Source organism: Methylobacterium sp. 174MFSha1.1, assembly GCF_900116815.1.
GTDB lineage: Bacteria > Pseudomonadota > Alphaproteobacteria > Rhizobiales > Beijerinckiaceae > Methylobacterium.
In genome coordinates, this window is sequence record NZ_FPCB01000010.1 from 100,050 (window position 1) to 126,126 (window position 26,077).

29 protein-coding genes are annotated in these 26,077 nt (G+C 71.7%); 15 read left to right on the top strand and 14 right to left on the bottom strand.

The annotated features are described in order from the left end of the window. Positions 1-12: 12 nt before the first annotated feature. Entirely contained in the window at positions 13-951 is a 939-nt protein-coding gene (locus tag BM430_RS09350) for an SMP-30/gluconolactonase/LRE family protein (protein ID WP_093566983.1), read from the bottom strand. Positions 952-1,123: 172 nt separating this feature from the next. Here BM430_RS09350 and BM430_RS09355 point away from each other — a divergent pair, with 172 nt between their 5' ends. Then, positions 1,124-1,957: an NAD-dependent epimerase/dehydratase family protein gene (locus tag BM430_RS09355; protein WP_093566984.1), complete on the top strand. Its 834-nt coding sequence runs from the start codon at positions 1,124-1,126 to the stop codon at positions 1,955-1,957. Positions 1,958-2,174: 217 nt separating this feature from the next. Here BM430_RS09355 and BM430_RS09360 read toward each other — a convergent pair whose 3' ends face one another. Beyond that, positions 2,175-2,636 (bottom strand): Rrf2 family transcriptional regulator, encoded by a 462-nt coding sequence (locus BM430_RS09360; RefSeq protein ID WP_093566985.1) that lies wholly within the window; start codon positions 2,634-2,636, stop codon positions 2,175-2,177. Positions 2,637-2,728: 92 nt separating this feature from the next. Between BM430_RS09360 and hmpA the strand changes: the two genes are divergently transcribed. Continuing rightward, entirely contained in the window at positions 2,729-3,970 is a 1,242-nt protein-coding gene (hmpA, locus tag BM430_RS09365) for an NO-inducible flavohemoprotein (protein WP_093566986.1), read from the top strand. A 213-nt stretch (positions 3,971-4,183) separates the two neighbouring features. On the opposite strand, the gene BM430_RS09370 is transcribed toward hmpA, so the two are convergent. The 5 genes from BM430_RS09370 to BM430_RS09390 are packed head-to-tail and all read right to left on the bottom strand — an operon-like array spanning position 4,184 to position 8,398. Further along, positions 4,184-5,320 (bottom strand): enolase C-terminal domain-like protein, encoded by a 1,137-nt coding sequence (locus BM430_RS09370; RefSeq protein WP_093567114.1) that lies wholly within the window; start codon positions 5,318-5,320, stop codon positions 4,184-4,186. A 5-nt stretch (positions 5,321-5,325) separates the two neighbouring features. Continuing rightward, positions 5,326-6,069 carry an SDR family NAD(P)-dependent oxidoreductase gene (locus BM430_RS09375; protein ID WP_093566987.1) on the bottom strand — a complete coding sequence of 248 codons (744 nt, stop codon included), beginning with the start codon at positions 6,067-6,069 and terminating at the stop codon, positions 5,326-5,328. Further along, on the bottom strand, positions 6,066-6,848 hold the full coding sequence (locus BM430_RS09380; RefSeq protein WP_093566988.1) for an amino acid ABC transporter ATP-binding protein: 783 nt from the start codon (positions 6,846-6,848) through the stop codon (positions 6,066-6,068). Before BM430_RS09380 ends, BM430_RS09375 begins: the two co-directional genes overlap by 4 nt. 8 nt (positions 6,849-6,856) lie before the next feature. Continuing rightward, positions 6,857-7,519: an amino acid ABC transporter permease gene (locus BM430_RS09385; protein ID WP_093566989.1), complete on the bottom strand. Its 663-nt coding sequence runs from the start codon at positions 7,517-7,519 to the stop codon at positions 6,857-6,859. 27 nt (positions 7,520-7,546) lie between these two features. Continuing rightward, complete coding sequence (locus tag BM430_RS09390) at positions 7,547-8,398, bottom strand: transporter substrate-binding domain-containing protein (RefSeq protein WP_093566990.1); 852 nt, start codon at positions 8,396-8,398, stop codon at positions 7,547-7,549. Between the two features lie 129 nt (positions 8,399-8,527). Between BM430_RS09390 and BM430_RS09395 the strand changes: the two genes are divergently transcribed. From BM430_RS09395 to BM430_RS09405, 3 genes are all read left to right on the top strand, one after another. Next, positions 8,528-9,208, top strand: coding sequence for a nitroreductase (locus BM430_RS09395; protein WP_093566991.1), 681 nt, complete (start codon positions 8,528-8,530; stop codon positions 9,206-9,208). Between the two features lie 434 nt (positions 9,209-9,642). Next, the gene (locus BM430_RS09400) at positions 9,643-10,935 is read left to right on the top strand and encodes an MFS transporter (protein WP_093566992.1); all 1,293 of its coding nucleotides are present in this window, start codon (positions 9,643-9,645) and stop codon (positions 10,933-10,935) included. 5 nt (positions 10,936-10,940) lie between these two features. Then, positions 10,941-11,291: a DMT family transporter gene (locus tag BM430_RS09405; protein WP_093566993.1), complete on the top strand. Its 351-nt coding sequence runs from the start codon at positions 10,941-10,943 to the stop codon at positions 11,289-11,291. Here the strand turns inward: BM430_RS09405 and BM430_RS09410 are convergent. Genes BM430_RS09410 through BM430_RS09425 form a run of 4 tightly spaced genes read right to left on the bottom strand, consistent with a single transcriptional unit; the run spans position 11,243 to position 15,115 of the window. Further along, a complete protein-coding gene (locus BM430_RS09410) occupies positions 11,243-12,457 on the bottom strand; it encodes an FAD-dependent monooxygenase (RefSeq protein WP_093566994.1) in 1,215 nt (404 codons plus the stop codon). The two genes, BM430_RS09405 and BM430_RS09410, sit on opposite strands and share 49 nt — an antisense overlap. 2 nt (positions 12,458-12,459) lie before the next feature. Next, positions 12,460-13,335 (bottom strand): SMP-30/gluconolactonase/LRE family protein, encoded by an 876-nt coding sequence (locus tag BM430_RS09415; RefSeq protein ID WP_093566995.1) that lies wholly within the window; start codon positions 13,333-13,335, stop codon positions 12,460-12,462. Continuing rightward, positions 13,332-14,336 carry an aldose epimerase family protein gene (locus tag BM430_RS09420; RefSeq protein ID WP_093566996.1) on the bottom strand — a complete coding sequence of 335 codons (1,005 nt, stop codon included), beginning with the start codon at positions 14,334-14,336 and terminating at the stop codon, positions 13,332-13,334. The genes BM430_RS09415 and BM430_RS09420 overlap by 4 nt, the downstream gene beginning before the upstream one ends. Beyond that, entirely contained in the window at positions 14,333-15,115 is a 783-nt protein-coding gene (locus BM430_RS09425) for a FadR/GntR family transcriptional regulator (RefSeq protein ID WP_244539403.1), read from the bottom strand. The genes BM430_RS09420 and BM430_RS09425 overlap by 4 nt, the downstream gene beginning before the upstream one ends. 135 nt (positions 15,116-15,250) lie before the next feature. On the opposite strand from BM430_RS09425, the gene BM430_RS09430 reads away from it, so the two are divergent. From BM430_RS09430 to BM430_RS09460, 8 genes are all read left to right on the top strand, one after another. Continuing rightward, positions 15,251-16,009 carry an SDR family NAD(P)-dependent oxidoreductase gene (locus BM430_RS09430; protein WP_093566998.1) on the top strand — a complete coding sequence of 253 codons (759 nt, stop codon included), beginning with the start codon at positions 15,251-15,253 and terminating at the stop codon, positions 16,007-16,009. Between the two features lie 95 nt (positions 16,010-16,104). Further along, the gene (gene chvE, locus BM430_RS09435; protein WP_093566999.1) at positions 16,105-17,169 is read left to right on the top strand and encodes a multiple monosaccharide ABC transporter substrate-binding protein; all 1,065 of its coding nucleotides are present in this window, start codon (positions 16,105-16,107) and stop codon (positions 17,167-17,169) included. Next, a complete protein-coding gene (gene mmsA, locus BM430_RS09440; RefSeq protein ID WP_093567000.1) occupies positions 17,169-18,755 on the top strand; it encodes a multiple monosaccharide ABC transporter ATP-binding protein in 1,587 nt (528 codons plus the stop codon). Before chvE ends, mmsA begins: the two co-directional genes overlap by 1 nt. A gap of 7 nt (positions 18,756-18,762) precedes the next feature. Continuing rightward, complete coding sequence (gene mmsB / locus BM430_RS09445) at positions 18,763-19,968, top strand: multiple monosaccharide ABC transporter permease (RefSeq protein ID WP_093567001.1); 1,206 nt, start codon at positions 18,763-18,765, stop codon at positions 19,966-19,968. A 300-nt stretch (positions 19,969-20,268) separates the two neighbouring features. Next, on the top strand, positions 20,269-20,430 hold the full coding sequence (locus tag BM430_RS34625) for a hypothetical protein (RefSeq protein WP_177302992.1): 162 nt from the start codon (positions 20,269-20,271) through the stop codon (positions 20,428-20,430). An 82-nt stretch (positions 20,431-20,512) separates the two neighbouring features. After that, a complete protein-coding gene (aroQ, locus tag BM430_RS09450) occupies positions 20,513-20,959 on the top strand; it encodes a type II 3-dehydroquinate dehydratase (RefSeq protein WP_093567002.1) in 447 nt (148 codons plus the stop codon). A gap of 200 nt (positions 20,960-21,159) precedes the next feature. Continuing rightward, the gene (locus BM430_RS09455) at positions 21,160-21,549 is read left to right on the top strand and encodes a hypothetical protein (RefSeq protein WP_093567003.1); all 390 of its coding nucleotides are present in this window, start codon (positions 21,160-21,162) and stop codon (positions 21,547-21,549) included. Next, the gene (locus BM430_RS09460) at positions 21,546-22,106 is read left to right on the top strand and encodes a DUF6036 family nucleotidyltransferase (RefSeq protein ID WP_093567004.1); all 561 of its coding nucleotides are present in this window, start codon (positions 21,546-21,548) and stop codon (positions 22,104-22,106) included. Before BM430_RS09455 ends, BM430_RS09460 begins: the two co-directional genes overlap by 4 nt. An 81-nt stretch (positions 22,107-22,187) precedes the next feature. Here the strand turns inward: BM430_RS09460 and BM430_RS09465 are convergent, their stop codons facing one another. The 3 genes from BM430_RS09465 to BM430_RS09475 form a co-directional block, all read right to left on the bottom strand. After that, the gene (locus tag BM430_RS09465) at positions 22,188-22,955 is read right to left on the bottom strand and encodes an outer membrane protein (protein ID WP_093567005.1); all 768 of its coding nucleotides are present in this window, start codon (positions 22,953-22,955) and stop codon (positions 22,188-22,190) included. 101 nt (positions 22,956-23,056) lie between these two features. Next, positions 23,057-23,272: a hypothetical protein gene (locus tag BM430_RS09470; protein ID WP_093567006.1), complete on the bottom strand. Its 216-nt coding sequence runs from the start codon at positions 23,270-23,272 to the stop codon at positions 23,057-23,059. A gap of 16 nt (positions 23,273-23,288) precedes the next feature. Beyond that, on the bottom strand, positions 23,289-23,522 hold the full coding sequence (locus BM430_RS09475; protein WP_093567007.1) for a hypothetical protein: 234 nt from the start codon (positions 23,520-23,522) through the stop codon (positions 23,289-23,291). 149 nt (positions 23,523-23,671) lie between these two features. Here BM430_RS09475 and BM430_RS09480 point away from each other — a divergent pair, with 149 nt between their 5' ends. Continuing rightward, positions 23,672-24,541, top strand: coding sequence for a DUF6502 family protein (locus BM430_RS09480; protein ID WP_093567008.1), 870 nt, complete (start codon positions 23,672-23,674; stop codon positions 24,539-24,541). 11 nt (positions 24,542-24,552) lie between these two features. Next, on the top strand, positions 24,553-25,959 hold the full coding sequence (locus BM430_RS35535) for a DUF5666 domain-containing protein (protein ID WP_093567009.1): 1,407 nt from the start codon (positions 24,553-24,555) through the stop codon (positions 25,957-25,959). Positions 25,960-26,077: the final 118 nt, after the last annotated feature.

Below are 26,077 nucleotides of genomic sequence, written 5' to 3' on the forward strand. Positions count from 1 at the left end.
CGCGGGCCGGGCTCACCCCCCAGCCACGCCCTGCGCGTCCACGTAGACCGCGTAGAGCGACTGGCTCGCCGCCATGAACAGCCGGTTGCGGTGGCGGCCGCCGAAGCAGAGGTTGGCGCAGCGCTCGGGCAGGCGGATCCGGCCGATCAGGGTGCCCTCCGGGTTGAAGACCATCACCCCGTCGAGGGCGTCCGAGCCCATGCCCCAGCCGCACCACAGGTTGCCGTCGGTGTCGCAGCGGAAGCCGTCCGGCGTGCCGGGGCCGGCATCGATGTGGACGCGCCGGTTGGTCAGGCGCCCGCCCGGGCCGACGTCGTAGGCGAGGATGCGGCGGTTCGGCTGCGCCCGCGACTCGACGAGGTAGAGGATCGATTCGTCGGGGGAGAAGCACAGGCCGTTCGGCCCGGCGAGGTCGGTGGCGACGGCCGCCAGCACCCCGGTCGCCGGGTCGAGGCGGTAGACGTTCTGGGGCGATTCCGGCTCGGCCCGCTCGCCCTCGTAGTTGCCGAGGATGCCGAAGGGCGGATCGGTGAACCAGACCGCGCCGTCGGAGGCCACCACCACGTCGTTGGGCGAGTTGAGGCGCTTGCCCTCGTAAGAGTCGGCCAGCACCGTGACGGCGCCGTCATACTCGGTCCGCGTCACCCGCCGTCCGCCGTGCTCGCAGGTGACGAGGCGGCCCTGGCGGTCGCGGGTGTTGCCGTTGGCGAAGTTCGACGGCTTGCGGAACACCGAGACCGCGCCGCTCTCCTCGTCGTAGCGCAGGATGCGGTTGTTCGGGATGTCGCTCCACAGGAGGTAGCGCCCGTCGCCGAACCAGACCGGCCCCTCGCTCCAGCGGCAGCCGGTGGCGAGGCGCTCGATCCCGGCGCTGAACACCCGGTAGCGGGCGAAGGAGGGGTCGATGACCTCGATGGCGGGGTCGGGATACCGGGTCGTCGGCGTCCACACGGTGGCGTCCTCCTGCTGCTTTTCTCGGCGCGGCGGACCTTCGCGGGACGCGCGCCGCGATGCAAGCGCCGAGAGGCACGGCGCGCCTCGACGGGACACCGCCGTTCCCCGATGATGGGGCCCGTGACCTCGCGCCGGACGGGCGCGCACCAACGATGGTTCAGGAGGATGAATGAGCGAGGCAGCGGGAATCCGGGTCGCCCTGTCGGGGGCGGGGGGCCAGATCGGGGCGGTGCTGCGGCCGCGGCTCCTCGATGCCGGAATCGTCCTGCGCTCCGGCGGGGGGCCGACGGCGCTCGCACCGCTCTCGGATTCCGAGACGGTGACGACGGGCGACCTGCGCGATCCCGCGGCGGTCGACCGGCTGCTCGAGGGCACGGAGGTTCTGGTGCACATGGCCGGCACCAGCGTCGAGAAGCCGATGCCGGAGGTGATCGACAACAACTTACGTGCCCTCCAGGCGGTCTACGAGGGCGCCCGCCGCCATCGCCTGCGGCGGGTGATCTTCGCCAGTTCCAACCACGCCTTCGGCATGCATTCGGTGAACGACCGGCTCGCCATCGACGCGCCGTTCCGGCCCGACGGCGCCTACGGCCTGAGCAAGGCCTGGGGCGAGCTGATGGGGCAGATGTACTGGGACCGGCACGGCATCGAGGGGGTGGCTTTGCGCATCGGCAGCGCCCTGCCGCGGCCGACCGAGTTCCGCCATCTCTCGACCTGGCTCGGCCACGACGACCTCGCCCAGCTCGTGCTGCGCAGCATCGCGGCGCCGGTCCCGGGCTACGTCGCGGTCTGGGGCGCCTCGAACAACCCGCGCAGCTACTGGGACAACAGCGCGGCGGCCGCCGTGATCGGCTACCGGCCGACCCAGTCGGCGGAGGATTGGGCCGAGGAAATCCTTCGGCAGGAGAACCCCCTCGACCCGGTCGCCCGCACCCTCCAGGGTGGCAGCTTCACGACGATCGACTACACGCCGCTGGCCGAGCGGCCGGGGCGGGACAGGTGAGGCGCTGACGCTACCGCCCGAACCCTCCCCTCTCTGCGGGGGAGGGTGGCCTACGGAGTAGGCCGGGAGAGGGGCAGCGCGACGCTGATCCCGCTGGCGCCGCGCAAGGACGGTTCAGTTCTATCCGGAAACGTGGTTCCCCTCTCCCGCCCGGCTCCGCCGGGCACCCTCCCCCGCAGAGGGGGGAGGGATCGAGCGCGGCGTGCGGCCCGAATATCTACACCCCCACCCGCTCGCCTCCCGGATCCGGCAGGCCCAGCAGCCGCGCCAGGTCCGGCGCCGCGCCTCCCGCCAGCAGGTCCGCCAGGGTGTAGCCGTCGAGCACCGCCAGGAAGGCGGCGAGCGCCTCGCCGAGCGCGCGGCGCAGGCGACAGGCCGGGGTGATGGCGCAGGCGCCCGCGCCGAAGCACTCGACCAGGACCAGGTCCTCCTCGGTCTGCCGCACCACCGCGCCGACCACGATCTCGCCGGGGCTCAGCGCCAGGCGCAGGCCGCCGCCGCGGCCGCGGATGGTGCGCACCAGGCCGAGCCGCCCGAGCTGGTGCACCACCTTGGTCAGGTGATTCTCGGAGATGCCGTAGGCCCGGGCGATCTCGGCGATGGAGCTCTGCCGCGGCTCGTTCGCCCCGAGATAGAGCAGCGTGCGCAGGGCGTAGTCGGTGTAGCGCGTCAGGCGCATGGGAGCCTCGCCCGTCTCATAACATGTAAATCCTATACACCTTCCAGGGCGTGCCGTATAAGATGCATATTGAATGCACCTTTGAGCGCGCCATGCCGTCTCCGCTGAGCCCCGCCACCATCGCCCTCGTCAAGGCCACCGTGCCCGCCCTGGAGGTGCACGGCCTCGCCATCACCCGCCGGATGTACGAGCGCCTTTTTCAGGATCCGGCGATGCGCGACCTGTTCAACCAGTCGCATCACGGCGAGACCGGCTCGCAGCCGAAGGCCCTGGCGAATGCCGTGCTGGCCTATGCGCGCCACATCGACGATCTCGGGGCGCTCGCCGGCGCGGTCGAGCGCATCGCCCAGAAGCACGTCACCCTGGCGATCCTGCCGGCCCATTACACGTCCGTCGCGGAGGCGTTGCTCGGGGCGATCCGGGACGTGCTCGGCGCCGCCGCGACGCCGGAGATCTGCGCCGCCTGGGGCGAGGCCTACTGGTTCCTGGCCGGCATCCTGATCGATCGCGAGGCGGCGATCTACCACGATCACGCCGTGCGGCCCGGCGGCTGGACCGGCTGGCGCGACCTCCGCATCGAGAGCGTGACGGCCGAGAGCGAGACGATCCGCTCCTTCGTGCTGGTGCCGGTGGATGGCGGACCCGTGCTGCGCCACGAGCCCGGCCAGTCTCTGGGCCTCCGCCTCGACCTGCCGGGCGAGGGCGTGCTCACGCGCAACTACTCGATCTCCTGCGCGCCGAACGACCGCGCCTACCGCATCACCGTCAAGCGCGAGGCGGCCCCCGGCCGGCCCGCCGGCCTGGTCTCGTCCTGGCTGCACGACACGGCCCGTCCCGGCACGGTGCTGAAGGCCGCCGCGCCCGCCGGCGACTTCGCGCTCGACCGCGCCTCGACCGCGCCCGTGGTGCTGGTGAGCGGCGGTGTCGGCCTCACCCCGATGATGAGCATGCTGGAGACGATCCACGCCGAGACGCCCGCGCGGCCGACCTGGTACGTCCACGGGGCGCTGAACGGCCGGGTCCACGCCATGGCCGGGCACGCCCGGCGGCTGGCCGCCGAATGCCCGGCGATCCGCCTGCACACGCTCTACGAGGCGCCGGAGGCCGCCGACCGGCTCGGGACGGATTACGACAGCGTCGGCCGCATCACGCCAGAGTGGCTGGCCGCCCACACCCCGGCGGCGGAGGCGACCTACTACCTGTGCGGCCCCAAGCCCTTCCTCGCGAGCCTCGTCCACGGCCTCGCGCGCCTGGGCGTGCAGGCCGAGCGCATCCGCTACGAGTTCTTCGGGCCGGCCGACGAGCTGGTGGAGGAGGCGCGCCAAGCGGCGTGAGCGGACCGACTTGATACCCTCCACGTCATCCCGGGGCCGCGAGAGCGGAACCCGGGATCCATAACCGCCGACAGTGCCGAACAGGGCGACCGGTCTTCCGCTTCTTCTTGGAACGTTGGTGGTTCCGGATCCCGGGCTCCGCTGGCGCGGCCCCGGGATGTTGTGAGATCGAGGCCTCGGCGCGAGATCCGCGCCTCTCCGCGCGAGGGAGCCTCACGCCTCGGCCAGCACCCGCGCATTCTCCCGGATCGCCGCCTCGCTCACCGCGATCCCGAGCCCCGGACCCTGCGGCACCACCACCGCGCCGGCCTCGACCGGCACCCGCGCCTCCAGCACGTCCTCGGTCAGGACGTGGTGGGGCATGTAGAACTCGCAGCCGAGCGAGATGCCGGGCGTCGCCGCGATGAGCTGGGTGCCGGCGGCGAGCGCGATGCCGCCCTCCCACAGGGTGCCGCCATAGCCCGGCAGGCCGGCGGTCTCGGCGATCGCCATCAGGCTTTGCGCCTTCAGCATCCCGCCGCACTTCATCAGCTTCACCGAGACCGCGTCCGCCGCCCGGCGCCGCACGACCTCGAGGGCGTCGGCGGCATCGAAGCAGCTCTCGTCGGCGAGGATCGGGGTATCGAGGGCGGCCGTCAGCTCCGCCATCGCGTCGAGGTGGCGGCGCGCCACCGGTTGCTCGATGAAGGTCGGCCGGAAGGCCTCGATGTCGCGCAGGGTGCGCAGGGCCCCGAACGGCGCCAGCGCCTGGTTGTAGTCGACCCGCAGGTCGATGCCCTCGCCGAAGGCCGCCCGCATCGCTTCGAGGTGGGCCAAGTCCTCGGCGTGGGACTTCACCCCGGTCTTCACCTTGAACAGGCGGTGGCCCCCCGCCGTCATGGCGTGCATGCGGGCGAGGTCGGCCTCGAAGTCGGGATCGGCGATCGAGAACGAGAGCGGGATCCGGTCCCGCACCCGGCCGCCGAGCAGTTCGGCGACGGAGAGCCCGGCGGCGTGGCCGAGGATGTCGAACAGGGCCATCTCCACCGCCGCCTTGGCGTCGGTATGGCCGGTGAGCGCCCGGTCGAGGTCGGCGGACAGCGCCCGGACGTGACGCGCCGAGCGGCCGAGGATCAGCGGGCGCAGGTAGGTGTCGAGCGCCGAGAAGGCGCCCTCGGCGGTGCCGGTGAACACCTCCCAGGGGGCGGCCTCGCCCCAGCCGACGATCCCCTCGCGCGTGGTGAGCCGCAGCAGCACCCGCTTGACGGTGCCCTTGACGTCGCCGACGCCCTGGCGGCGGGCCATCCTGATCGGACTCTCGATCAGGACGACGCGCAGGTGCTCGACGACGAGCGGATCGGTGAGGGGCATGCGGCTCACGTGAGCCCTCCGTCGACGTGGATGACCTGGCCGGTGACATAGGATGCGGCCGGGGAGGCGAGGAACGCGACGAATGCCGCGATCTCCGCCGGATCCGCCCGCCGTCCCAGGGGGATGGCCGATTCGAGGGTCGCGATCGCCTCCGCCGACAAGGCCCCGGCGCGGCCCGGATCCTTGCGGGTCAGGCCCGGCGCCACGGCGTTCACGGTGATGCCGTCGGGCGCCAGCTCGCGGGCGAGGCTCCGCACCAGCGCCTCCAGGGCGGCGCGTCCGGCGGAGGAGGCGGAGAACAGGCCGAGATCGGTCCGGTAGAGATGGGCGACGTAGGACGACACCGCGACGATTCGCGGGGCCGGGGCACCCCGCAGCAGCGGCGCGGCGGCCTGCGCGAGCCGCAGGAACGACTCCGCCGAGAGGGCGAGGGCGCCGGCGAGGCTGCCGGGATCGAGGGCGAGTGCGCCGCCGCGCTGCGCCTTGCCGGCGGCGGCCACCACGGCGTCGAGGCGCCCGAAGGTCTCGGCCGCGAGCGCCACGCCGCGCGGCCCGGTCTCCGGGTCGGCGAGGTCGCCGAGCCAGGTCGCGGCCGCGGCGCCCCGGGCCCGAACCGCTTCGGCCACCGCGTCGAGGCCCGCCGCGTTGCGGCCGCTATGCAGCACCAGGCCGTCGCCGGAGGCGGCCAGCGCCAGGGCCGTGGCGCGGCCGATGCCGCTGCCGGCACCCGTGACCAGGGTGACCCTCACGAGGGCACCGCCTCGCCGCGGCGATGGAAATGGGCGAGGAAGGCCCGGGTGTCGGGGTGCTGCGGCGCGTCGATCAGGGTCCGGGCCGGTCCCTCCTCGACCACGACGCCGTCGCGCAGGAAGACCACCCGGTCGGCGACCTCGCGGGCGAAGGCGATCTCGTGGGTGACGATCACCATCGTCATCCCGTCGGCGGCGAGCGCCCGCATCACGCCGAGCACCTCGCCGACGAGCTCGGGGTCGAGGGCCGAGGTCGCCTCGTCGAACAGCATCACCTCGGGCTCCATGGCGAGCGCCCGCGCGATGGCGACGCGCTGCTTCTGCCCGCCCGAGAGCCGGCTCGGATACTGCTCGGCCTTGTCGGCGAGGCCGACCTTGGCGAGCAGCGCCCGCGCCCGCGCCTCGGCCTGCGCCTTGGGCAGGCGCTGCACGGTGCGCGGCCCCTCCATGACGTTTTGCACCGCCGTGAGGTGCGGGAACAGGTTGAAGTGCTGGAACACCATGCCGGTCCCGGCGCGGAACCGCGCCAGCGCCTTCGTCCCCGGCAGCTTGGTGCCGGGACCGAACCGGAACGCATCGGCCCCGACCCGGACCTCGCCCGCATCCGGCACCACCAGGAGGTTGATGCAGCGGAGCAGGGTGGACTTGCCGGAGCCCGACGGCCCGATCAGCGCCACGACCCCGCCCGCCGGCACGGCGAGCGACACGTCCTTCAGCACGTTGTTGGCGCCGAAGCTCTTGGCGAGATGCGTGATCGCGATCTTGGGAGTCTCTGCCATGTCGGCCCTCAATCGCTGGTGGCGAGGCGCCGCTCGCCCCGGCGCACGATCCAGGTGAGGGGATAGAGCGCCGCGAAGTACAGGACCGCCACGAGGGTGTAGATCTCCAGCGGCCGGTAGCTGTCATGGGCCGCGACCTGGCCCTGGTAGAGCAGGTCCGGCACCGCCAGCACCGAGACGAGCGAGGTGTTCTTGAACTGGATGATCGACTGGTTCATCAGCGGCGGCACCATGCGCTTGAGCGCCTGGGGCAGGACGATCCGGCGCAGGCTCTGCGCTGGGGTCATGCCGAGGGCCGCCGCCGCCTCGCCCTGGCCGCGGTCGATCGACACGATGCCGCCGCGGATGATTTCGGCGTAGAACGAGCCGCCGTAGAGCGACAAAGCCAGCACCGAGGCGCCGATCGCCGAGATCTCGATCCCCGAGAGGATCGGCAGGGCGTAGTAGAACCACACCAGCTGCACCAGGAGCGGGGTGCAGCGAAACACCTCGATGTAGGCGTTGCTGAGCCAGCGCAGGGGCGCGATGGGCGAGAGCTTGGCGAGGCCGGCGGCGAGGCCGACCAGGAGGCCGATCACCACGATCGCGACCGTGAAGGCCGCCGTGACGCCGAGCCCCTGGACGAACAGCCAGCGATAGGTCCAGAGCGAGCTGAAATCCCAGGTGTACATATCAGACCGCCCCGCGCCCCTGGCGGCTCACAGCGAGACGCCGGCCGGCATGTCGGCCTCGGTCACGCCCACCAGCTCCATGTTCGACACGATGGTCTGGCGGATGAAGCCGAGGCCCTTGTTGTAGTCGATCCAGGTGTTGACGAAGTCGCGCAGGGTCTTGTCGCGCTCGCGCCGGAAGCCGGCATTCGAGGTGGTGGCGAAAACCGGGTTCGGTACCACCAGCTGCCCGAGGGCCGGGTTCTTCTTCAGCACGGTCATCGCCAGCATCAGGATCAGGCATTGCGCGTCGACCCGGCCGGTCGAGAGCGCCAGCGTCGCCTCGTCGGCTGACTTGAAGCGCACCACCTGCGCCTTCGGGCAGAGCCGGGTCACGACGGCGTCGTGCGAGGAGCCGACATCGACCGCGAGCTTCACGTCCGGGCTGTTCAGCTCGGCCCAGGTCTTGGGCGAAAAACCCTTCTTGGCGATCACCGTGAAGGCGTTGCTGAATACCGGCACGGAGAAATCGACCACCAGTGCCCGCTTCGGGGTCGGGTTGAGGCCGAAGAAGAAGTCGATCTTGTTGGCCTGGAGGTCGAGCACCGCGTTGCCCCAGGTGGTCTCGGACAGTTCCAGCTCCGCCTCGAGCTCGGTGGCCAGCGCCTTCGCCATGTCGACGTAGAAGCCGCGCCACTGACCCGTCGCAATGTCCTTCTGGTAGTACGGCGCCCCGCCGGCCACCGCCGCGGTGCGCAGCTTCTTCGTCCGGCGGATCCGGTCGAAGGCGCTCTCGGTGGCATCCTGCGCCTGGGCCGGGGTAACGAGCGCGGAGGCGACCGCCCCCGCCGCCACGGAGCCGGCCCCAACCAGGCCTGCCAGCGATCTGCGTGACAGCATCACGACACTTCCTTCTCTCGACGCGCGGTCCTTACAGTCGCGCTTAGCACGTGGCGGGCCAGAGGCCAGCGGCTCGTGTGGGTTAATCCATGGGAACGGCCGCGCAAGGCCTGATGAGGGGAGGCGACCATGACGGAGCGCAACGCCGTCGACGCGGCGATCGTCAGCCGGCGCAGCGTGCGGGGTTTCCGGCCCGATCCGGTGCCGGAGGCGACGATCCGCGAGCTGATCGCGCTCGCCGGCCGGGCGCCGAGCGGCAGCAACATCCAGCCCTGGAAGGTTCACGTGGTGACGGGCGCGGCCCTGCGGCGCCTCACCGACGCCCTCACGGCGGCGCATGAGAGCGATGCGCCGGAGGCCCGCGAGTACGAGTATTATCCGGTGAGCTGGCGCGAGCCCTATCTCGGTCGGCGCCGGACGCTCGGCTGGCAGCTCTACGGGCTCGCCGGCATCGAGAAGGGCGACAAGGCGGGCGCCAAGCGCCAGATGGGGCGCAACTTCACGTTCTTCGGCGCGCCCGTCGGCCTCGTCTTCACCATCGACCGCGACATGGAGCAGGGCAGCTGGCTCGATTACGGCATGTTCCTCCAGACCCTCATGCTCGCCGCCCGCGGCCGCGGCCTCGACACCTGCCCGCAGGCGGCGATCGCGAGCTATCCGGCGGTGGTGCGGGAGCAGCTCGGGGTGCCGGAGAGCGAGATGGTGGTGTGCGGGATGGCCCTTGGGCACGCCGACCCGGAGGAGCCGGTGAATGCGTTGCGGGCGGAGCGGGAGCCGGTGGAAGCGTATACGGTCTTCCATGATGATTGAGGCTTGTCGTGAAAGATTTGTACTGATTTTTTGATGATATATGAGAGCCTGTTTGACGGATTGGCAGGATCTATCCCACCCACAACCTCATCCTAAGGTGTCGGTCGATTGAAAATCGACTGACCTCGAAGGAGGCCTCCAGATCCCGCCGAGATCTCCGGAGGCCGCCTTCGAGGCTCCCGTTGGTCGCACCTCAGGATGAGGTTGCGGGTGGGAGGAATTCAGTTTCTCGCGGTGCAATCTTTGCGATCCAAACAGACCCCGAGAGAGTGGTTGCATCGGCCGAGTACATCCAAGCTCACCTTGCCATCCCCGGGCCGCGCAGCGGCACCCCGGGAAACGCCGGCCGCCCACTTCGGCCGCGACCGAAGCATCCCGACGACTCGACCTGCCATAACGGCAGCGTCAGATGAACTCTCGGGAATGCGCCGATCGTGCCGAACTCCCCACATCGCGGGCCTGGCTTCTATGGCTGGTCCATCGTCGCGGCGGCCTTCGTCGTCGCCGTCTTCGGCTGGGGCGTCGGGTTCTACGGCCCGCCGGTCTATCTCGAAGCGGTCCGGCAGGAACGGGGATGGCCGATCGCCCTCGTGTCCGGCGCCGTGACCGTCCATTTCCTCGCGGGCACCGGCATCATCGCCGGCCTGCCCCTCCTGCACCGTCGCTTCGGCCTGCCCGCCGTCACGTTCGCCGGCGCCGTCCTGCTGGCGGTCGGGGTGCTCGGCTGGGCCCTCGCGCGGACGCCGTGGCAGCTCTACCTCGCCGCCGTTTTGAGCGGCGCCGCCTGGCCGACGATGGGGGCGGCCGCCGTCAACGCAATCGTCGCCCCCTGGTTCGTCGCAAAGCGTCCGGCGGCTCTGAGCATGGCCTATAATGGCGCGAGCATCGGCGGGGTCGTCTTCTCCCCGCTCTGGGTGGCCCTGATCGGCCGCATCGGTTTCCCCATGGCCGCCCTCGTGGTCGGGGCCGGCATGATCGCGGTGCTCGGCGCGCTAGCGCTGCTCGTCCTGCCCTGGACCCCGGCGAGCATGGGGCAGGTACCGGACGGAGAGGATTCCGGCGGGACCGGCCAGGCGCCGAAGGCGGCCGTGGCGCTCCCCGCTGCGCCGCTCGCCCGCGATCGGGCCTTCGTGACGCTGAGTGCCGGCATGGCCCTGGCGCTGTTCGCGCAGATCGGCCTCATCGCGCAGCTGATCTCCCTGCTCGCCCCCACGCTCGGCCCGGACGGGGCGGGACTGGCCGCCGGGCTGGCGACCGCGGCGGCGATCGTCGGACGCCTCGCGGTCGGATGGGCGATGCCGGCCGGCACGGATCGCCGCCGCGTGGCCGTGCTGAGCCTCCTGATCCAGGCCGTGGAATGCGGGGTCCTGATGCTGGCCGATGGGGCGGCGCCCGTCCTGCTGCTGGGCGCGATCCTCGTCGGCCTCGGCATCGGCAACGCCACGTCGCTGCCGCCGCTCATTGCCCAGGTCGAGTTCGCCCCGGCCGAGGCGCCGCGGGTCGTCGCGCTCATCGTGGCGATCTCGCAAGGCGCCTACGCCTTCGCCCCGGCGGCGTTCGGGCTGCTGCGCCAGGCGGGGTCCGACCGGGCGGTCTTCCTGGTCGCGATCGTCGTCCAGGTCGCCGCGGCCGGCGCGTATCTGGCGGGGATCCGGGCCCATACGCGACGCGGCGGGACGCCCGGGCGGCCTTCCTCCGCCTCGCCATCCCCGACGCTGAACCGTTAAAACCGATGCTGACGCGCCGCGCCGCCTTCGTCCTCTTTGGCACCGTGGTCCTGGCCTGGGGCTGCAACTGGCCCGTCACCAAGATCCTCGTCGCCACCGTTCCGCCGCTCTGGATCACCGCCCTGCGGTGCTGGATCGCCTTCGCCGCCCTCGTGGCGATCCTCGGGGCGACCGGCCGGCTGTGCCTCCCGCCGCGGGGCGACGCTCCGGTGATCCTGGGCGTGTCCCTGCTGCACAGGGTGGCCTTCTCCACGCTCACCGCCGCGGGGCTCGCGCACCTCCCGGCGGGCAAGGCGATCGTGCTCGGCTACACGACGCCGCCCTGGGTGGCGATGTCGGCCCGTACCTCCCCGTAGCGCGACAGGTCCGGCTCCTCCCGCGATCCCCCGAACAGTCGCCCCGCCACGCCGCGAAGCGCCGGCGTGCTCGCCGCCCGCAACACTGCATGCAGCACGCGGATGCCGGTCCGCGTGCGCGGATGCATCAGCCGGGGCGCGATCTTGGGCACGCCCTGCGCCTGCCCGACTATCGGGCGCATCGCCCGCTCGTAGGCCGCGAGCGCCCCCAGCACGTCGCCGCCGTGCAGCAATTCCCCGGCGAGCACCCGCGCCCCGGTGATCGCCAGCGTGGCGCCGATGCCGGCGAGCGGGGTCGCGCACCAGGCGGCGTCGCCGGTGAGCGCGATGCGGCCGCGCGACCAGCGCGGCATCCGCACCTGGCGCAGCACGTCGAAGTAGAAGTCGTCAGTGTCGTCGAGGGCTGCCAGCACCCGCGGCGCCTCCCAGCCGGCGTCCCGGAAGCGCTCGCGCAGGAAAGCCTTCTGGCGAGCGATGTCCCAGCCCTGCGCCTCGGGCAGGGGGCCGTGGACCGAGAGCATCGCCCGGGTGGTGCCGTAGGGATCGGGCCGCAGCGAGACGCTGCGGCCGCCGGGCGCGTTGTACCAGCGCCAGAGCCGGTCGTCGGCGGGCGTGCGGGGAACCGTGAAGTAGGCGATCGTCAGGTCCATCCAGCGCGGGTCGTTCTCGCCCTGGAACACCCGCTCGCGGGTGGCGGAGCCGACGCCCTCGGCGACGATCACGGCGTCGTAGCGCTCGGTGCCGCCGCCCGCGAAGACGACGGTCCCGTCCTCCTCGGCCCGCGCGATGCTATCGCCGAAGCGGTAGGCGGCGTGATCCCGGCTAGCTTCGTGGAGGAGGCGCGCGAGGTCGCCGCGCAGGATCTCCATCTCGGCGGTCGGGCCCTCGCCCGTAGTCTCCCCGGCCATGAAACGCGCCGCGGGCCGGCCGGCGGCGTCGACCCAGGCTGTTCCTTCCTCGCCGGTGCCGCGGTCGAGGGCCGCCCGCTCCAGCCCCATCTCGCGCAGGATCGTGCGGCCGATCCCGCGCACGTCGACGTTCTGGCCGCCATCGCGAAACGCAGGTGCGCGCTCCACAACCGTGACGTCGAAGCCGGCGCGGCCGAGCCACCAGGCGGCGGTCGTGCCACTGATGCTGGCACCGGTGATCAGGATCCGGCGGGGCATCGCTACTCCACCCGCACGGGCGGCTCGAACCGCCCCTTCACCGTCCCCGGCACGGAGAAGGTGCAGCCGGCGAAGCGGTCGTCGGTGCGGTCGGGGTCGAGCCCTTCCGTCGCCGAGGTGACGACCAGCGTGTCGGCGCCCTCGCCGATGAAGGCCGGGCAGGTCACCTGGCGGGCCGGCATCGCGATGCTGCGCACCCGCCTGCCGTCGGGGGCGTAGGCGTCGAGGCTGGCGCCGCCCCAGCGGGCGTTCCAGAGCAGGCCCTCCGCGTCGATCACCGCCCCGTCCGGCGCGCCCTCGGAGGCCGGAACCTGCACGAAGACCCGGCGCTCGCCGACCGGCAGGCCGGTCGCCGGATCGGTGGCGATGCGCCAGATCGTGCCGGCCTCCGAATCGGCGAAGGTCGCGGAGGTGCCGTCGCCCGAGAACGCGATGGCGTTCGGGATGGTCAGGCCGGTGAACAGGGTCCGGATCTCGCCGCGGAAGAACCAGTAGATCGCGCCGAGCCCCTGCTCGGCTTGCTTGCCCATCGTGCCGAGCCAGAGCGCGCCGCTCGGGTGGACCCGGCCGTCGTTGGAGCGGGTCTCGGGCCGGTCGGCCTCGAGCGGCGCCAGCAGCCGCAGGCGGCCGGTGGCGATGTCGCGCAGGTACAGGCCGTCCTCGGCGCCGAGAAGCTGGGTGTGGTCGTCGACCCGCGCCACCATCGAGGCCATCACCGGCAGGTCGTGCAGAACCGTGCTGCCGCCCGAAAACGGCCGCTCGGCGAGATGCTTGCCGAGGATGTCGAGCCAGTACAGCCGGCCGAGGCCGGGATGCGCCGCCGGTCCCTCGCCGAGGATGCAGGCGCGGTCGCAGAAGAGGCCGGCCCAGCCGCTCATCGGGCGGTCTCCCTGGTGAAGCGGTACGCGATGATCTGGCGGTAGGTCTCGCCCGGGCGCAGCACCGCGCTCGGGAAATCCGGATGGTTCGGCGCGTCGGGATAGGCTTCGGGCTCCAGGCAGAAAGCGGTGCGGGGGGCGTAGCCGAGGCCGGTCTTGGCGAGCTGCGTGCCGTCGTAGAACTGCACGGCCGGGGCGGACGCCAGCACGGTCAGCGCGACGTCGCTGCCCGCCGCCGTGACCCGGGCGACGGGGCGGGGCTCGGAGAGGGTTTCGCGCCCGAGCACGAAGGCGTGGTCGAAGGCTTGGGCCCCGATGCGGGTAGGCGCGCGCAGGTCGAAGCGGGTGCCGGCGACCGGGGCGACCGCGCCGGTCGGGATCTGGGCCTCGTCGACCGGCAGGTACGCCTCCGCCGGAATCTCGATCACGTGGTCGTCGATCGTCGGGGCCGGGCCGCCGTCGGGCGGCAGCAGCAGGTTGAAGTAGCTGTGGTTCGTCAGGTTGACGAGGGTGGCGGCGTCCGTGGTCGCGGTCAGCGTGGTGCGCAGGGTACCGGGGCCGGTGATGGCGTAGGTGCAGGCGGCGGTGAGCGCTCCCGGATAGCCTTCCTCGCCGTCGGCCGCCCGGTAGGTCAGCGTCGCCGTGCGCGGACCGACCTCCGCGAAGGTCCAGTTGCGGCGCGAGAAGCCCCGCGTCCCGCCGTGCAGGTGGGTGCGGCCCCCCTCGTTGCGGGGCAGCTCATAGGCCGCGCCGTCGAGGGTGAAGCGCCCGCCGGCGATGCGGTTGGCGAAGCGCCCGACGATCGCGCCGAAATGCGGGGTCTTCGCCACGTAGTCGTGGGCGTCGTCGCGCCCGAGCACCATCGGGCGCCCGTGGAAGTCGAGGCGGCGGAGCGCCGCCCCGAGGCTCAGGACCGCGACCGCGAGCCCCTCGCCCTCCAGGCGCACCTCCAGGATCGGGCTGCCGTCCGGCATCGTGCCGACGGTGACGGGAAAGCTCATGTCGGGTTCCTTCGGGTGCAGGGCGGGCTCGCCTCAGGATAGGGCGCATGGGGGGCTCTCTCCACCGCCGCGGCGCTGTTCTTCAGGCCGTCGCGCACCGCCGCCTCGGTCGCCGCCGCGGCGGCCGCGCCGTCGCCGGCCCGGATCGCCGCCGCGATGGCCGCGTGGGTGCGCCAGGCGACGTCGTGCGCCTGCGGATCGGTCGGGCGGCTCAGGTGGAACAGCACGTCGAGCGCCGCCTCGGTCACCGCGCCGACCGAGTGCATGAACAGGTTGCCGGAAGCCTCGGCCAGCGCGAGGTGGAAGGCGACGTCGGCCCGGGCGAAGGCCGGGTCGAGGCCAGGGGCCGCGCGCATCGCCGCGACGCAGGCATCCAGCGTGTCGAGGTCGGACGCGGTCCGGCGCGCGGCGGCGAGCGCCGCCGCCGCCGGCTCGATGGCGAGGCGGATCTCGGCGAGGTCGCCGAGGAAGCGCGCGTCGATGCCGGCCTCGATGGTCCAGGCGAGCACGTCGCGGTCGAACAGGTTCCAGGCCGCCCGCTCGCGCACCCGCGTGCCGACCCGGGTGCGGGTCTCGATCAGGCCCTTGCCGGCGAGCGTCTTGATCGCCTCGCGCAGGACCGTGCGCGACACCCCGAAGCGCGCGAGCAGGACCGGCTCGCCCGGCAGCACGTCGCCTGGCCGGTAGCGCCCGGCAACGATGCCGGTGCCGAGCGCCCGGGCGACCCGGGCGTGGCCCGGGGCGTGCCGTGGCACGGTTTCGGCGCCGAGTTCATCCAAGGTTGCATCCTCCCGCGGTCTTTCGCCTCTTGCCCGGGGGTCAGGATTCCGCGATAAGGGCCGGGCCACTGGAATAGTCATATTAAATGATTTTCAGTGCGTCGAGCGATCCGACGGGCTTCGAGGGAGGAAGCGTTGGCGGCAATCTATCCGGACCTTGCGGGCAAGGTCGTGGTGGTGACGGGCGGCGGCTCCGGCATCGGGGCCGAGCTGGTCCGGCACTTCGCGCGGCAGCAGGCGCGGGTCGGCTTCCTGGACATCGCGGACGAGCCGTCGCGGGCGCTCGCCTCCGAGCTCGAGGGGCAGGGCCTCGCGGTCGCCTTCGAGCATGCCGACGTCACCGACATCCCGGCCCTGAAGGCCGCGATCGGTCGGGTGCGCGAGCGCTTCGGCCCGGTCGACGTGCTGATGAACAACGCCGCCCACGACGAGCGCCACCCCACCGAGGAGGTGACGGAGGCCTATTGGGACGGCCGCATCGCGGTGAACCTCAAGCACCAGTTCTTCGCAGCGCAGGCCGTCCTGCCCGACATGAAGGCGAAGGGCTCGGGCGCGATCGTGAATTTCGGCTCGGTCTCGTGGATGATCGGCCAGGGCGGCATGGCCGCCTACACCGCCTGCAAGTCGGGGGTGATCGGTCTCACCCGCTCGCTTGCCCGGGATTTCGGGCCGTACGGCATCCGCGTCAACGCGCTGGCGCCGGGCTGGATCATGACCGAGCGCCAGCTCGCCCTCTGGGTGACGCCGGACTCCGAGGCCGAGATCAACGCCCGCCAGTGCCTCAAGCGCAAGCTGGTGCCGGCGGACGTCGCCCGCTTCGCGGTCTTCCTCGCCTCGGAGGAGGCCGGCGCCTGCACCAACCAGCATTACGTCGTCGACGGCGGCTGGGTGTAGCCTCTCGCGGCCGGCGGAGACGCCGGCCGGCTCCATCGCGTCACGGTTCCCGATCAGCCCCGCGCGACCAAGACGCGGGAATTCCCGGAGGAAACATGAAGTCGTTCACCGCCCTCATCGGCGGGGCCCTGGTGGCCGCCGCGATGCTCGCCTCTCCGGCTCACGCCCAGCAGAAGGGCAAGGTCGGCGTCGCGATGCCGACGAAGTCGTCGGCGCGCTGGATCGCCGACGGCCAGGGCCTCGTCCAGGCGCTCAAGGCCAAGGGCTACACCCCCGACCTGCAATACGCCGAGGACGAGATCCCCAACCAGCTGTCGCAGATCGAGAACATGATCACCACCGGTGCCAAGGTGCTGGTGATCGCGGCGATCGACGGCACCACCCTGTCGGACGTGCTGCAGCAGGCGAGCGACCGCGGCATCAAGGTCATCGCCTATGACCGCCTCATCCGCGGCTCGAAGAACGTCGATTACTATGCCACCTTCGACAATTTCCAGGTCGGCGTGCTGCAAGGCAGCTACATCGTCGACAAGCTCGGCCTCAAGGACGGCAAGGGCCCGTTCAACATCGAGCTGTTCGGCGGCTCGCCCGACGACAACAACGCCTACTTCTTCTACGACGGCGCGATGTCGGCGCTGAAGCCCTACATCGAGTCCGGCAAGCTGGTGGTGCAGAGCAAGCAGCTCGGGATGGACAAGGTCTCGACCCTGCGCTGGGACGGTGCGGCGGCCCAGGCCCGGATGGACAACCTGCTCTCCGCCTTCTACGGCAACAAGCGCGTCGACGCGGTGCTCTCGCCCTATGACGGCATCTCGATCGGCATCATCTCGTCGCTGAAGGGCGTCGGCTACGGCTCGTCCGACCAGCCGCTCCCGGTCATCACCGGCCAGGACGCCGAACTGCCCTCGATCAAGTCGATCGTGCGGGGTGAGCAGAGCATGACGGTGTTCAAGGACACCCGCGAGCTCGCCAAGGTCACGAGCGACATGGTCGACGCGATCTCGTCCGGCGGCCAGGTCCAGGTCAACGACACCAAGACCTACAACAACGGCGTCAAGGTGGTGCCGTCCTACCTGCTCAAACCCGTCGCGGTCGACAAGGACAACTGGCAGAAGACGGTGGTCGACAGCGGCTACTACAAGGCCTCGCAGGTCAAGTGATGGCGGCGTCCCCGGCCCCCCGCGCGGTGCCGAGCACATCCCCGATCCTGGAGATGCGCGGCATCACCAAGGCGTTCCCGGGCGTGAAGGCGCTCGACGACGTCACCCTCGCCGTCCGCGCCGGCGAGATCCACGCCGTCTGCGGCGAGAACGGGGCCGGGAAGTCGACCCTGATGAAGGTGCTGAGCGGGGTCTACCCCGCCGGCTCCTACGACGGCAGCATCCTGTTCGACGGCGAGGTGCGGCGCTTCTCCGGCATTCCCGACAGCGAGGCGCTCGGCATCATCATCATCCACCAGGAGCTCGCCCTGGTGCCGCTCCTGTCGATCGCCGAGAACATTTTTCTGGGCAACGAGGCCGCCTCGCGCTTCGGCGTGATCGACTGGCCCCACGTGATGGCGCGCACCCGGGACCTGCTCGCCCGGGTCGGCCTCGACGAGGCGCCCGAGACCCTGGTGACCGATCTCGGCGTCGGCAAGCAGCAGCTCGTCGAGATCGCCAAGGCGCTCTCGAAGAGGGTGCGGCTCCTGATCCTCGACGAGCCGACCGCCTCGCTCAACGAGAGCGACAGCGACGCGCTGCTGACCCTCCTGGAGGCGTTCCGCGAGCAGGGCATCACCTCGATCCTGATCTCGCACAAGCTCAACGAGGTCGCCCGGGTCGCCGACAGCGTCACGATCCTGCGCGACGGCGCCAGCGTCGAGACGCTGCCGCGGGAGGCGATGCTCGGGCCCGACGGCCGCCTCAACGAGGACCGGATCATCAAGGGCATGGTCGGGCGCGACCTCGCCCACCGCTATCCCCCGCGGGAGGGCGTCGCGATCGGCGAGCCGCTCCTCGAAGTGAGGGGGTGGAGCGTGCGCCACCCGCTCCATCCCGACCGGCTGGCGGTCGAGGACGTGAGCCTGACGGTGCGCCGCGGCGAAGTCGTCGGCATGGCGGGACTCCTCGGCGCCGGGCGGACCGAGTTCGCCATGAGCCTGTTCGGCGGCGCCTACGGCACCCGCGTCGCCGGCGAGGCGCGGCTACGGGGCGAACCCGCGAATCTCGGCAGCGTCGAGAAGGCGATCGCGGCCGGCCTCGCCTACGCCACCGAGGACCGCAAGGGCTACGGCCTGGTGCTGCACGAGGACATCCGCACCAACGTCTCGCTGGCGAACTTGCCCGGCGTCTCAGGCCGCGGCGTGATCGACGAGGACCGCGAGCGGGCGGTGGCCGAGCGCTACCGCGAGCGCCTGCGCATCCGCTCCTCGGGCATCGACCAGGCCACGGTCAACCTGTCGGGCGGCAACCAGCAGAAGGTCGTGTTGAGCAAGTGGCTCTTCGCCGACCCGGACGTGCTGATCCTCGACGAGCCGACCCGCGGCATCGACGTCGGCGCCAAGTACGAGATCTACGCGATCATCAACGACCTCGCCGCCCAGGGGAAGGGCGTGCTGATCATCTCCTCGGAGATGCCCGAGCTGCTCGGGATGTGCGACCGCATCCTCGTCATGAACCGGGGTCGCATCGTCGGAGAACTTCCCGCCGCCGAGGCCTCGCAGGAGGCGATCATGCGGGCCATCGTCACCTCGGGAGGACATTGAGACCGCCATGAGCGACACCGTCACCCCCGCCCAGGCCCCGCGCCCGCCGGCCATCGCCGGGTTCAACCCCAAGGCCTTCTCGGGCTCCTTGCGCGACTACGGCATGATCCTGTGCCTCGTCGGCATCGTGCTCTTCTTCCAGTTCTTCACCGACGGGGCGCTGCTGCGTCCGCTCAACCTCACCAACCTGGTGCTGCAGAACAGCTACATCGTGGTGATGGCGCTCGGCATGCTGCTCGTCATCGTGGCCGGGCACATCGACCTGTCGGTCGGCTCGACCGCGGGCTTCATCGGCGCGCTCGCCGCGGTGCTGATGGTGCAGATGGGCCTGCACCCGCTGCTGGCCACACTCCTCTGCCTTATCGCCGGCGGGGTCATCGGCGCGGCCCAAGGGTGGTGGGTCGCTTACCTGCGCATCCCGTCCTTCATCGTCACCCTCGCCGGGATGCTGGTGTTCAAGGGCCTGACCCTGGCGCTGCTCGCCGGCCAGTCGGTCGGGCCGTTCCCGTCCGACTTCCAGAAGCTCAGCTCCGGCTTCATCCCGGACGTCGTCACCGGCGGCTCGCTGCGGATCACCTCGGTCCTCGTCGGCGTCGCGCTCGCGGTGATCCTCGTCGGCTCGAACCTGCGCCGGCGCCTCGGCCAGCAGCGCCAGGGCTTCACGCCCGAGGCGATGGGTGCCTTCGCGCTCAAGAACGCGCTCGTCGCGGCCGTCATCGTCGCCTTCAGCACGTGGCTCGCCACCTATCGCGGCCTGCCGAACGTGCTGATCGTGATGTTCGCCCTGATCCTGCTCTACCGCTTCGTCACGAGCCGCACGGTGATCGGACGGCGGGTCTACGCGCTCGGCGGCAACGAGAAGGCGGCCAAGCTCTCGGGCATCAACACCGAGCGCCTGACCTTCCTGACCTTCGTCAACATGGGGGTGCTGGCGGCGCTCGCCGGCCTGATCTTCGCCGCGCGGCTCAACACCGCGACCCCGAAGGCGGGTTTGGGCTTCGAGCTCGACGTGATCGCCGCCTGCTTCATCGGCGGCGCCTCGGCCTCCGGCGGCGTCGGCAAGGTGACGGGCGCGGTGGTCGGCGCGCTGATCATGGGCGTGATGAACAACGGCATGTCGATTCTCGGCATCGGCATCGACTACCAGCAGGTCATCAAGGGACTGGTGCTGCTCGGCGCGGTGAGCATCGACCAGTATTACCGTAAGCGGTAAGGAGTACGTCCGTCTGCTGGCACCGCCGGCCGTTCCACCCTCGATGTCATCCCGGGCTCGCCGAAGGCGAGAACCCGGGATCCATCGCCGCTGACGATGCAGGACGAACCGGACCGCGATCCGCTTTTTCAGGACACGCCGGCGGTTATGGATCCCGGGTTCCGCTTTCGCGGCCCCGGGATGACGATGGAGGGTGAGAGTTCTGTCGCGAAAGGCAGTCGTTCGGATCGTCATCATCCGATCGCGAACCACCCCACCAGCCCAGCGTTGCTCCTGAGACAAACTCCCCGGGAGCATACTATGACCGATCCCAAGACCCAGCCGCCGGGCGTCGACGAGGACGCGATCAGCCGGCCGCGCCTGACTCCGCAGGGCCGCGACGCGCCGGAGCCCGGAGGCGAGGATTCGACCGACCCGGCCGGCGGCGCCAAGCAGGGGCAGGGCGACAAGGCGGAAGGGTAGCGCGGACCCCGTTGACGCCCGCCGGCGAAAAGCGCCCTAACGGTGGCCGGACACGCGAGAAGCCGCGTCAAGGAGCCCCGTCATGAGCCGCCTCGTCTACGTGCTGAACGGCCCGAACCTGAACCTGCTCGGCAAGCGCCAGCCGCACATCTACGGCAGCGAGACCCTGGCCGATGTCGAGGCCTCGTGCCGGACGCTCGCCGGCGAGCTCGGTCTCGAGATCCGCTTCCATCAGTCGAACCGCGAATACGAGATCATCGACTGGATCCACGAGGCCCGCGAGACCGCCGGCGGCATCGTCATCAACCCGGCGGCCTTCACCCACACCTCGGTGGCGATCCTCGACGCGCTCAATACCTTCGAGGCGCCGGTGATCGAGGTGCACATCTCGAACGTCCACAAGCGCGAGGCGTTTCGCCATCACTCCTACGTCTCGCTGCGCGCCGACGGGGTGATCGCGGGGCTCGGCACGCAGGGCTACGGGCTGGCCCTGCGCCGGGTCGCGCAGCTGATCGACGCGAAGGGGTGACGCCGGCGCGTCCGTGCGAAGCATGGAGAGAGTTCTCGCCGACGGGCGGGAACCCTCGCGCCGATCGACCCAAGCGGAGGGGTCGGGCTTGGTGCCGGCGCGATCACCGCCGATATGTGAGCACGGAGAGTTCCGTGCTTCGTTTTTCGCCGGACGTCGTCCTATGATCCTGCGGCCCTGTTGAGAAGGACCATGGTCCCATGACGGAGGGAGAGCGCTACGTCGGTTCCCTGCCGGCAAAGACCGACTTTCACGACCGCAGCAAGCGACGGTCCTACGTCTTCACCCGAGCTGTCGCCACGCGTCTGGTCGACAACCCAACGCTGATCCGGAACGGGCAGGCCTACCTCGAGCGCCACATGCGCGGCGATCCGAGGCAGTCCCGCTACTACGCGATGTGGACCGATCTCCTCCGGCAGGACGTGACGGTGATCGCGCGCCGCCTGTTGGAGGATTCGCCGGACGGCGACCTCCTTCGCGACACCCAGCCGGTCTTCGTCGTCCTGTCGCCGAGCGAACGGGCAGGCGGGAGCTCGGATCGCCCCCATCCGACCGCTGGCGAGATGCCGGGTGTCCTGTCCGCACCATGATGCGACGGAGCAAGATCGATCATCTGCTGCGCGCAGCCGCGAGCGTCACCGGCCACCGGACCTTCGTGCTGGTGGGATCCACGGTGGTCCTCGTGCGCTGCAGGAACATCCCCGCGGACATGCTGCTGACGCCCGAGATCGACCTGTACGTGCCTGATATTCCCGACCAAGAGGATATCTCGGACAGGATAGCGGGCAGCATCGGCCAGGGATCACGGTTTCACGACCAGTACGGATATTATGCCGACGGCGTATCGTCGGGCACGTCCGTGATGCCGCGGGACTGGCGCCTGCGCGCGACGTCCTACGAGGGACCGGGATGTCCCGGAGTCACGGCGATCGTCCCCGAACAGAACGACGTGGCGCTCGCCAAGCTGGTCGCCTGGCGGGAGAAGGATCGGGATTGGTTGCAGTCCGGGCTGAGGGCCGGCCTCTTCTCCCTCACCGACATGCAGTCGCGCCTCGACCGCATGCCGGAGAGCGCTCCCGCCATCGACGAGTTGCGGCGGCGCCTGTCCTTCCTTGCCGCGACCTGCGGGATCGACGTCGATCGATGATCTGACGTGGCGTGCCTACGGGTGGACCGGAGGCGGTCGCCCGCCTCCGGTCCTCTCGACCGTCCTGCTGCTGGGGGGAACTCAGTCGGTCGAGAACCGGTAGTTCAGTCCCGCGCGCACCACGCCGAAATCCGCCTTGGGCTTGCCCAGGCCGTAATAGGCGTTGGTGGCGGTGTCGTAGACGAGGCCGCCGCTGCCGCCGTTGCGATCCAGGCTGACGTAGAGCGCCTCGATCCGGGCGCTCAGGCGCTCGGTGATCGCGTACTCGACGCCGCCGCCGGCGGTCCAGCCGGTGCGGAACGTGTCGGGCAGGGTGCCGGTGTAGTAGGAAGCGTTCGCCGGCGTGCTGCCGCCGCCATAGGCGAAGCCGCCGGTGCCGTAGACCAGGAAGCGGTCGAAGGCGTAGCCGATCCGGCCGCGCACCGTGCCGAACCAGTCGAGGCTCGGGCCGACGTCGTAGAACGTCGTGCTCCCGACGAGGCCGCTGCGGGCCCGCCCGAAGGTGGTGCCCTGGATGTCGGCCTCGACGCCGAGCACGAAGCCGGAGCCGGGCGTGAGCTGGTAATTGTAGCCGATCTGGCCGCCGCCGACGAAGGCGGCGTCGCGGCTGGCCGGGGTCACGGTGCCGTAGGTGGCGTCCGTGAAGGTGCCGCCCCCGCCGCCGAAGCCGGCGCCGGCATTCACGCCGGCGTAGAAGCCGGTCCAGGTGAAGACCGGGACGGGGGTGAAGGCCGGCGGCGGGGCGACCCGGCGCGGCAGGTCGGCGGCGGAGGCCGGCGAGGCGGCCGTGAGGACAGCCGTCAGGGCGAGCGCGCCGGCGAGGCCGAGCGCTTCGGTCGATCTGATCATTGGGGAAACCGTACGTGGGTCTTCGGGGTGGGGCCGGGGCGGCGGGCCGTCCGGACCATCAGTTTTGGGCCGGCATCGTGCCGGCTGCGTCAGAACCGGGGTCAGAGGTTCTGGACGATGCAGATCGCCTGCAGGGCGACCAGCAGGATCGCGCCGCCGATCACGAGGCAGAGGGCGGTGACGATCAGGGCCTCGCCGCCGTCGGACGGCTCGCGCCGGGAGCGGAGGGCGGGGCGGTCCCCGTCGATCTCCGGGGCCGGGAAGGCCCGGCCGAGGGGGGCGGGGTGGGGGCGGTCGCCGCGCAGGGTCTCGAGCATGGGACGAACTCCTGGGTCAGCGGGCCGAAGAGACGACCGGGGAAGAGACGATCGGAGGAGAGACGACCGGGGCGGGGTGGACGAGGTCGGCCAGGGTCGCCGCCACCACCGGCATCCCCAACCCGGCGATCACCGCGAGGCTGCGCACCAGCATCGCCGTGGGCAGCCGCGTCGGTAGCCGGCGGCGCGGAGCGGACCGGAGCCGCAACGGCTCGGCGGAGGGGCAGAGGAGGGGGAGCGGGCGGGCCATCGGGGAGGGTCCTGAGGCGAAAGACGGCGTGGGAAATCTGACCACGTCCCGATATTTATGTGGGCAAAATTCCCACGTCAATCGGAAAACGCGCTGCGATGCGCTTTCGTGGGATTGTGTCCCACGTCGCCTCCGCTACAACGATCGCGATGTCAGAGCCGAACCCGAGATTGCCGCCGGACGCGGGCGCGCTGCAGGCCCCGCTCGCCCGGCTGCTGCGCCCGCTGGTGCGCCTGTTCGTGCGCAGCGGGATCACCTTCCCGGCGCTGACCGACCTCCTGCGCGAGCTCTACGTGAACGTCGCCGAGTACGACTTCGCCCTGCCCGGCAAGGACCAGACCGACAGCCGCGTGAGCCTGCTCACCGGCATCCACCGCAAGGAGGTGCGCCGCCTGCGCGGCGCCGGCGCGCCGGTGAGCGCGGTGCCGGCCGCGGTCTCGCGCACCAGCCGCATCATCGCCCGCTGGGTCGCCGCGCCCGACTTCACCGAGGCCGACGGCCGGCCGAAGGCGCTGCCGCGGGTGGCGGAGAGCGGGCCGTCCTTCGAGAGCCTCGTCGCCTCGGTGACCCGGGACCTGCGCCCGCGGGCGGTGCTCGACGAGTGGCTCGACCGCGGCCTCGTGACCCTGGACGCGGAGGAGCGCATCGTGCTCGCCGAGGCCGCCTTCGTGCCGAGCGGCGGCGGCAGCCAGCAGCTCTACTATTTCGGCCGCAACCTCCACGACCACATCGCCGCCGCGGTCACCAACATCCTGGAGGAGAAGCCGCGTTTCTTCGAACGCGCCGTGCATTATGACGGGCTGTCGCCCGAGCTGGCGCGGCGGCTCGAGGGGCGGGCGCGGGAGATCGCCATGGAGGCGCTGCAGCAGGCCAACCGCGAGGCGCACGCGGCCTGCGAGACCGATCCGGGCGGCGAGGCGCGCTGGAACTTCGGCATCTACATCTATTCCGAGGATGCGCCGCAGGCCTCCATGCAGGCCCCCCCGACCGTCGCGCCCCGGCCCGAGCCGAAGGCGTGAGGGAGGCCCCCGTGCGACGCGCGACCTCCGTCACCCGGCGCGGCCTCCTGCGGGGGGTGGTGCGCCTCCTCTCGGGCGCGAGCTGGCTCGCCGTCGCCGGGCCCGCCCGTGCGGCCGGCGACAAGATCCTCGACCAGGGGATCGGCGGCACCGGCATCCGGCCCGGGCCCGACGACGAGGGCGACCGCGGCATCGGCGGCACCGGCGTCGTCGGCACCATCCGGGGCTTCGGCAGCATCATCGTCAACGACCTGCGCATCGCCTACCCGGCCGACGTGCCGGTGACGGTCGACGGCCGCCCGGCCCGGGTCGAGGACCTGCGCGTCGGCCAGGTGGTGCGCGCCCTGGCGCAGCCGGGGGAGGGCGGGCTGTCCACCGCCGGCATCGCGGTGATCCACGAGGTGGTCGGCCCGGTGCAGCGCGTCGCGCCCGACCGGCTGACGGTGCTCGGCCAGACGGTCGCCACCGCCGGGCTGCCGCCCGAGATGCCGCGGCCGCGCTTGGGCGAGCGGATCGCGGTGAGCGGCCTGCGCCGGCCCGACGGCAGCATCGCGGCGAGCCGGATCGACCCGGCCGGCTCCGCCCCCGACCTCGTCGCCGGCCCGGTGAAGCGGGGGCCGGGCGGCGCCCTGCGGATCGGCAACCTGCCGCTCGCCGGCCTCGACCCGGCGCTCGCCGGCGGGCGGGCGGTGACGGAGGGGCGCCTCGAGGGCGGCCGGCTCGCGGTGGCGCGGGCGGTGGCGGCGGCCGAGCCGTTCGGCGTCGAGGCGCGGCGCCTGTCGATCGAGGCCTACGTGACCCGCGAGGGCGGACGTTTGCGCACCGGCGCCGGCTACGCGGTGTCCGGGCAGGGGGGGCTCGTCCCGGCCGGCGGCGGGCTCGCGATCCTCGACGGCCGCACCGGCCGCGGCGGCCGGCTCGACCTCGACGGCGTGCGGCTCAGGCCCGATCCCACCGGGCGCACCGGCGCAAGCGGGCCGGGGGCTCCCGGCGGCGGGGCCGGACGGGGCGGCCCGGGGCAAGGCGGGCCGGGAGGGCAGGGACCCGGAGGTCACGGGCCGGGAGGTCACGGACCTGGCGGTCATGGACCGGGTCACGGAGGGCGCGGCGGCCCGGGCGGACGGCCGGGTCCGTCGGACCGCTCCTTCGGCCCGGGCGGGGAGGTGCCGTTCGGCGGTCCTAGCCGCGGCGAGATCGACCCGCGCCTGCCGGGCGGGGAGGGGGGCGGGCGCTTCGGCGGCCCGGGCGGGGTCGGAGGGCCGGGCGGCTTCGGCGGCCCAGGTGGCTCCGGCGGCCCAGGTGGCTCCGGCGGCCAAGGTGGCTTCGGCGGTCCCGGCGGCTTCGGCCGGCCGGGCGGCGAGGGGCCCAGCGGGTTCGGCGGCGGCGGGGGTGGTTTCGGTGGCGGCGGGCGGCGCTGACGCGAATCGCCCGAATCACCGGACCTCCCGACTCCGCTGTGGATGGCCGCAGAAGCTTGGCCGTTGTGGTCTTGGCGCCACACCGCAGTGCGAAACCCGACCGTTTTCCGGTTGAGTT

Bases quoted from the DNA above. Each gene is read 5' to 3' on its own strand.
- BM430_RS09370 (WP_093567114.1), bottom strand. From the start codon at position 5,320: ATGCCCCTCACCGATCCGCTCGTCGTCGAGCACCTGCGCGTCGTCCTG.
- BM430_RS09455 (WP_093567003.1), top strand. From the start codon at position 21,160: ATGACGGAGGGAGAGCGCTACGTCGGTTCCCTGCCGGCAAAGACCGAC.
- BM430_RS09385 (WP_093566989.1), bottom strand. From the start codon at position 7,519: ATGTACACCTGGGATTTCAGCTCGCTCTGGACCTATCGCTGGCTGTTC.
- BM430_RS09355 (WP_093566984.1), top strand. From the start codon at position 1,124: ATGAGCGAGGCAGCGGGAATCCGGGTCGCCCTGTCGGGGGCGGGGGGC.
- BM430_RS09405 (WP_093566993.1), top strand. From the start codon at position 10,941: ATGCTGACGCGCCGCGCCGCCTTCGTCCTCTTTGGCACCGTGGTCCTG.
- mmsA (WP_093567000.1), top strand. From the start codon at position 17,169: ATGGCGGCGTCCCCGGCCCCCCGCGCGGTGCCGAGCACATCCCCGATC.
- BM430_RS34625 (WP_177302992.1), top strand. From the start codon at position 20,269: ATGACCGATCCCAAGACCCAGCCGCCGGGCGTCGACGAGGACGCGATC.
- chvE (WP_093566999.1), top strand. From the start codon at position 16,105: ATGAAGTCGTTCACCGCCCTCATCGGCGGGGCCCTGGTGGCCGCCGCG.
- BM430_RS09410 (WP_093566994.1), bottom strand. From the start codon at position 12,457: ATGCCCCGCCGGATCCTGATCACCGGTGCCAGCATCAGTGGCACGACC.
- mmsB (WP_093567001.1), top strand. From the start codon at position 18,763: ATGAGCGACACCGTCACCCCCGCCCAGGCCCCGCGCCCGCCGGCCATC.
- BM430_RS09415 (WP_093566995.1), bottom strand. From the start codon at position 13,335: ATGAGCGGCTGGGCCGGCCTCTTCTGCGACCGCGCCTGCATCCTCGGC.
- BM430_RS09420 (WP_093566996.1), bottom strand. From the start codon at position 14,336: ATGAGCTTTCCCGTCACCGTCGGCACGATGCCGGACGGCAGCCCGATC.
- BM430_RS09390 (WP_093566990.1), bottom strand. From the start codon at position 8,398: ATGCTGTCACGCAGATCGCTGGCAGGCCTGGTTGGGGCCGGCTCCGTG.
- hmpA (WP_093566986.1), top strand. From the start codon at position 2,729: ATGCCGTCTCCGCTGAGCCCCGCCACCATCGCCCTCGTCAAGGCCACC.
- BM430_RS09395 (WP_093566991.1), top strand. From the start codon at position 8,528: ATGACGGAGCGCAACGCCGTCGACGCGGCGATCGTCAGCCGGCGCAGC.
- BM430_RS09480 (WP_093567008.1), top strand. From the start codon at position 23,672: ATGTCAGAGCCGAACCCGAGATTGCCGCCGGACGCGGGCGCGCTGCAG.
- BM430_RS09460 (WP_093567004.1), top strand. From the start codon at position 21,546: ATGATGCGACGGAGCAAGATCGATCATCTGCTGCGCGCAGCCGCGAGC.
- BM430_RS09470 (WP_093567006.1), bottom strand. From the start codon at position 23,272: ATGCTCGAGACCCTGCGCGGCGACCGCCCCCACCCCGCCCCCCTCGGC.
- BM430_RS09475 (WP_093567007.1), bottom strand. From the start codon at position 23,522: ATGGCCCGCCCGCTCCCCCTCCTCTGCCCCTCCGCCGAGCCGTTGCGG.
- BM430_RS09380 (WP_093566988.1), bottom strand. From the start codon at position 6,848: ATGGCAGAGACTCCCAAGATCGCGATCACGCATCTCGCCAAGAGCTTC.
- aroQ (WP_093567002.1), top strand. From the start codon at position 20,513: ATGAGCCGCCTCGTCTACGTGCTGAACGGCCCGAACCTGAACCTGCTC.
- BM430_RS09465 (WP_093567005.1), bottom strand. From the start codon at position 22,955: ATGATCAGATCGACCGAAGCGCTCGGCCTCGCCGGCGCGCTCGCCCTG.
- BM430_RS09360 (WP_093566985.1), bottom strand. From the start codon at position 2,636: ATGCGCCTGACGCGCTACACCGACTACGCCCTGCGCACGCTGCTCTAT.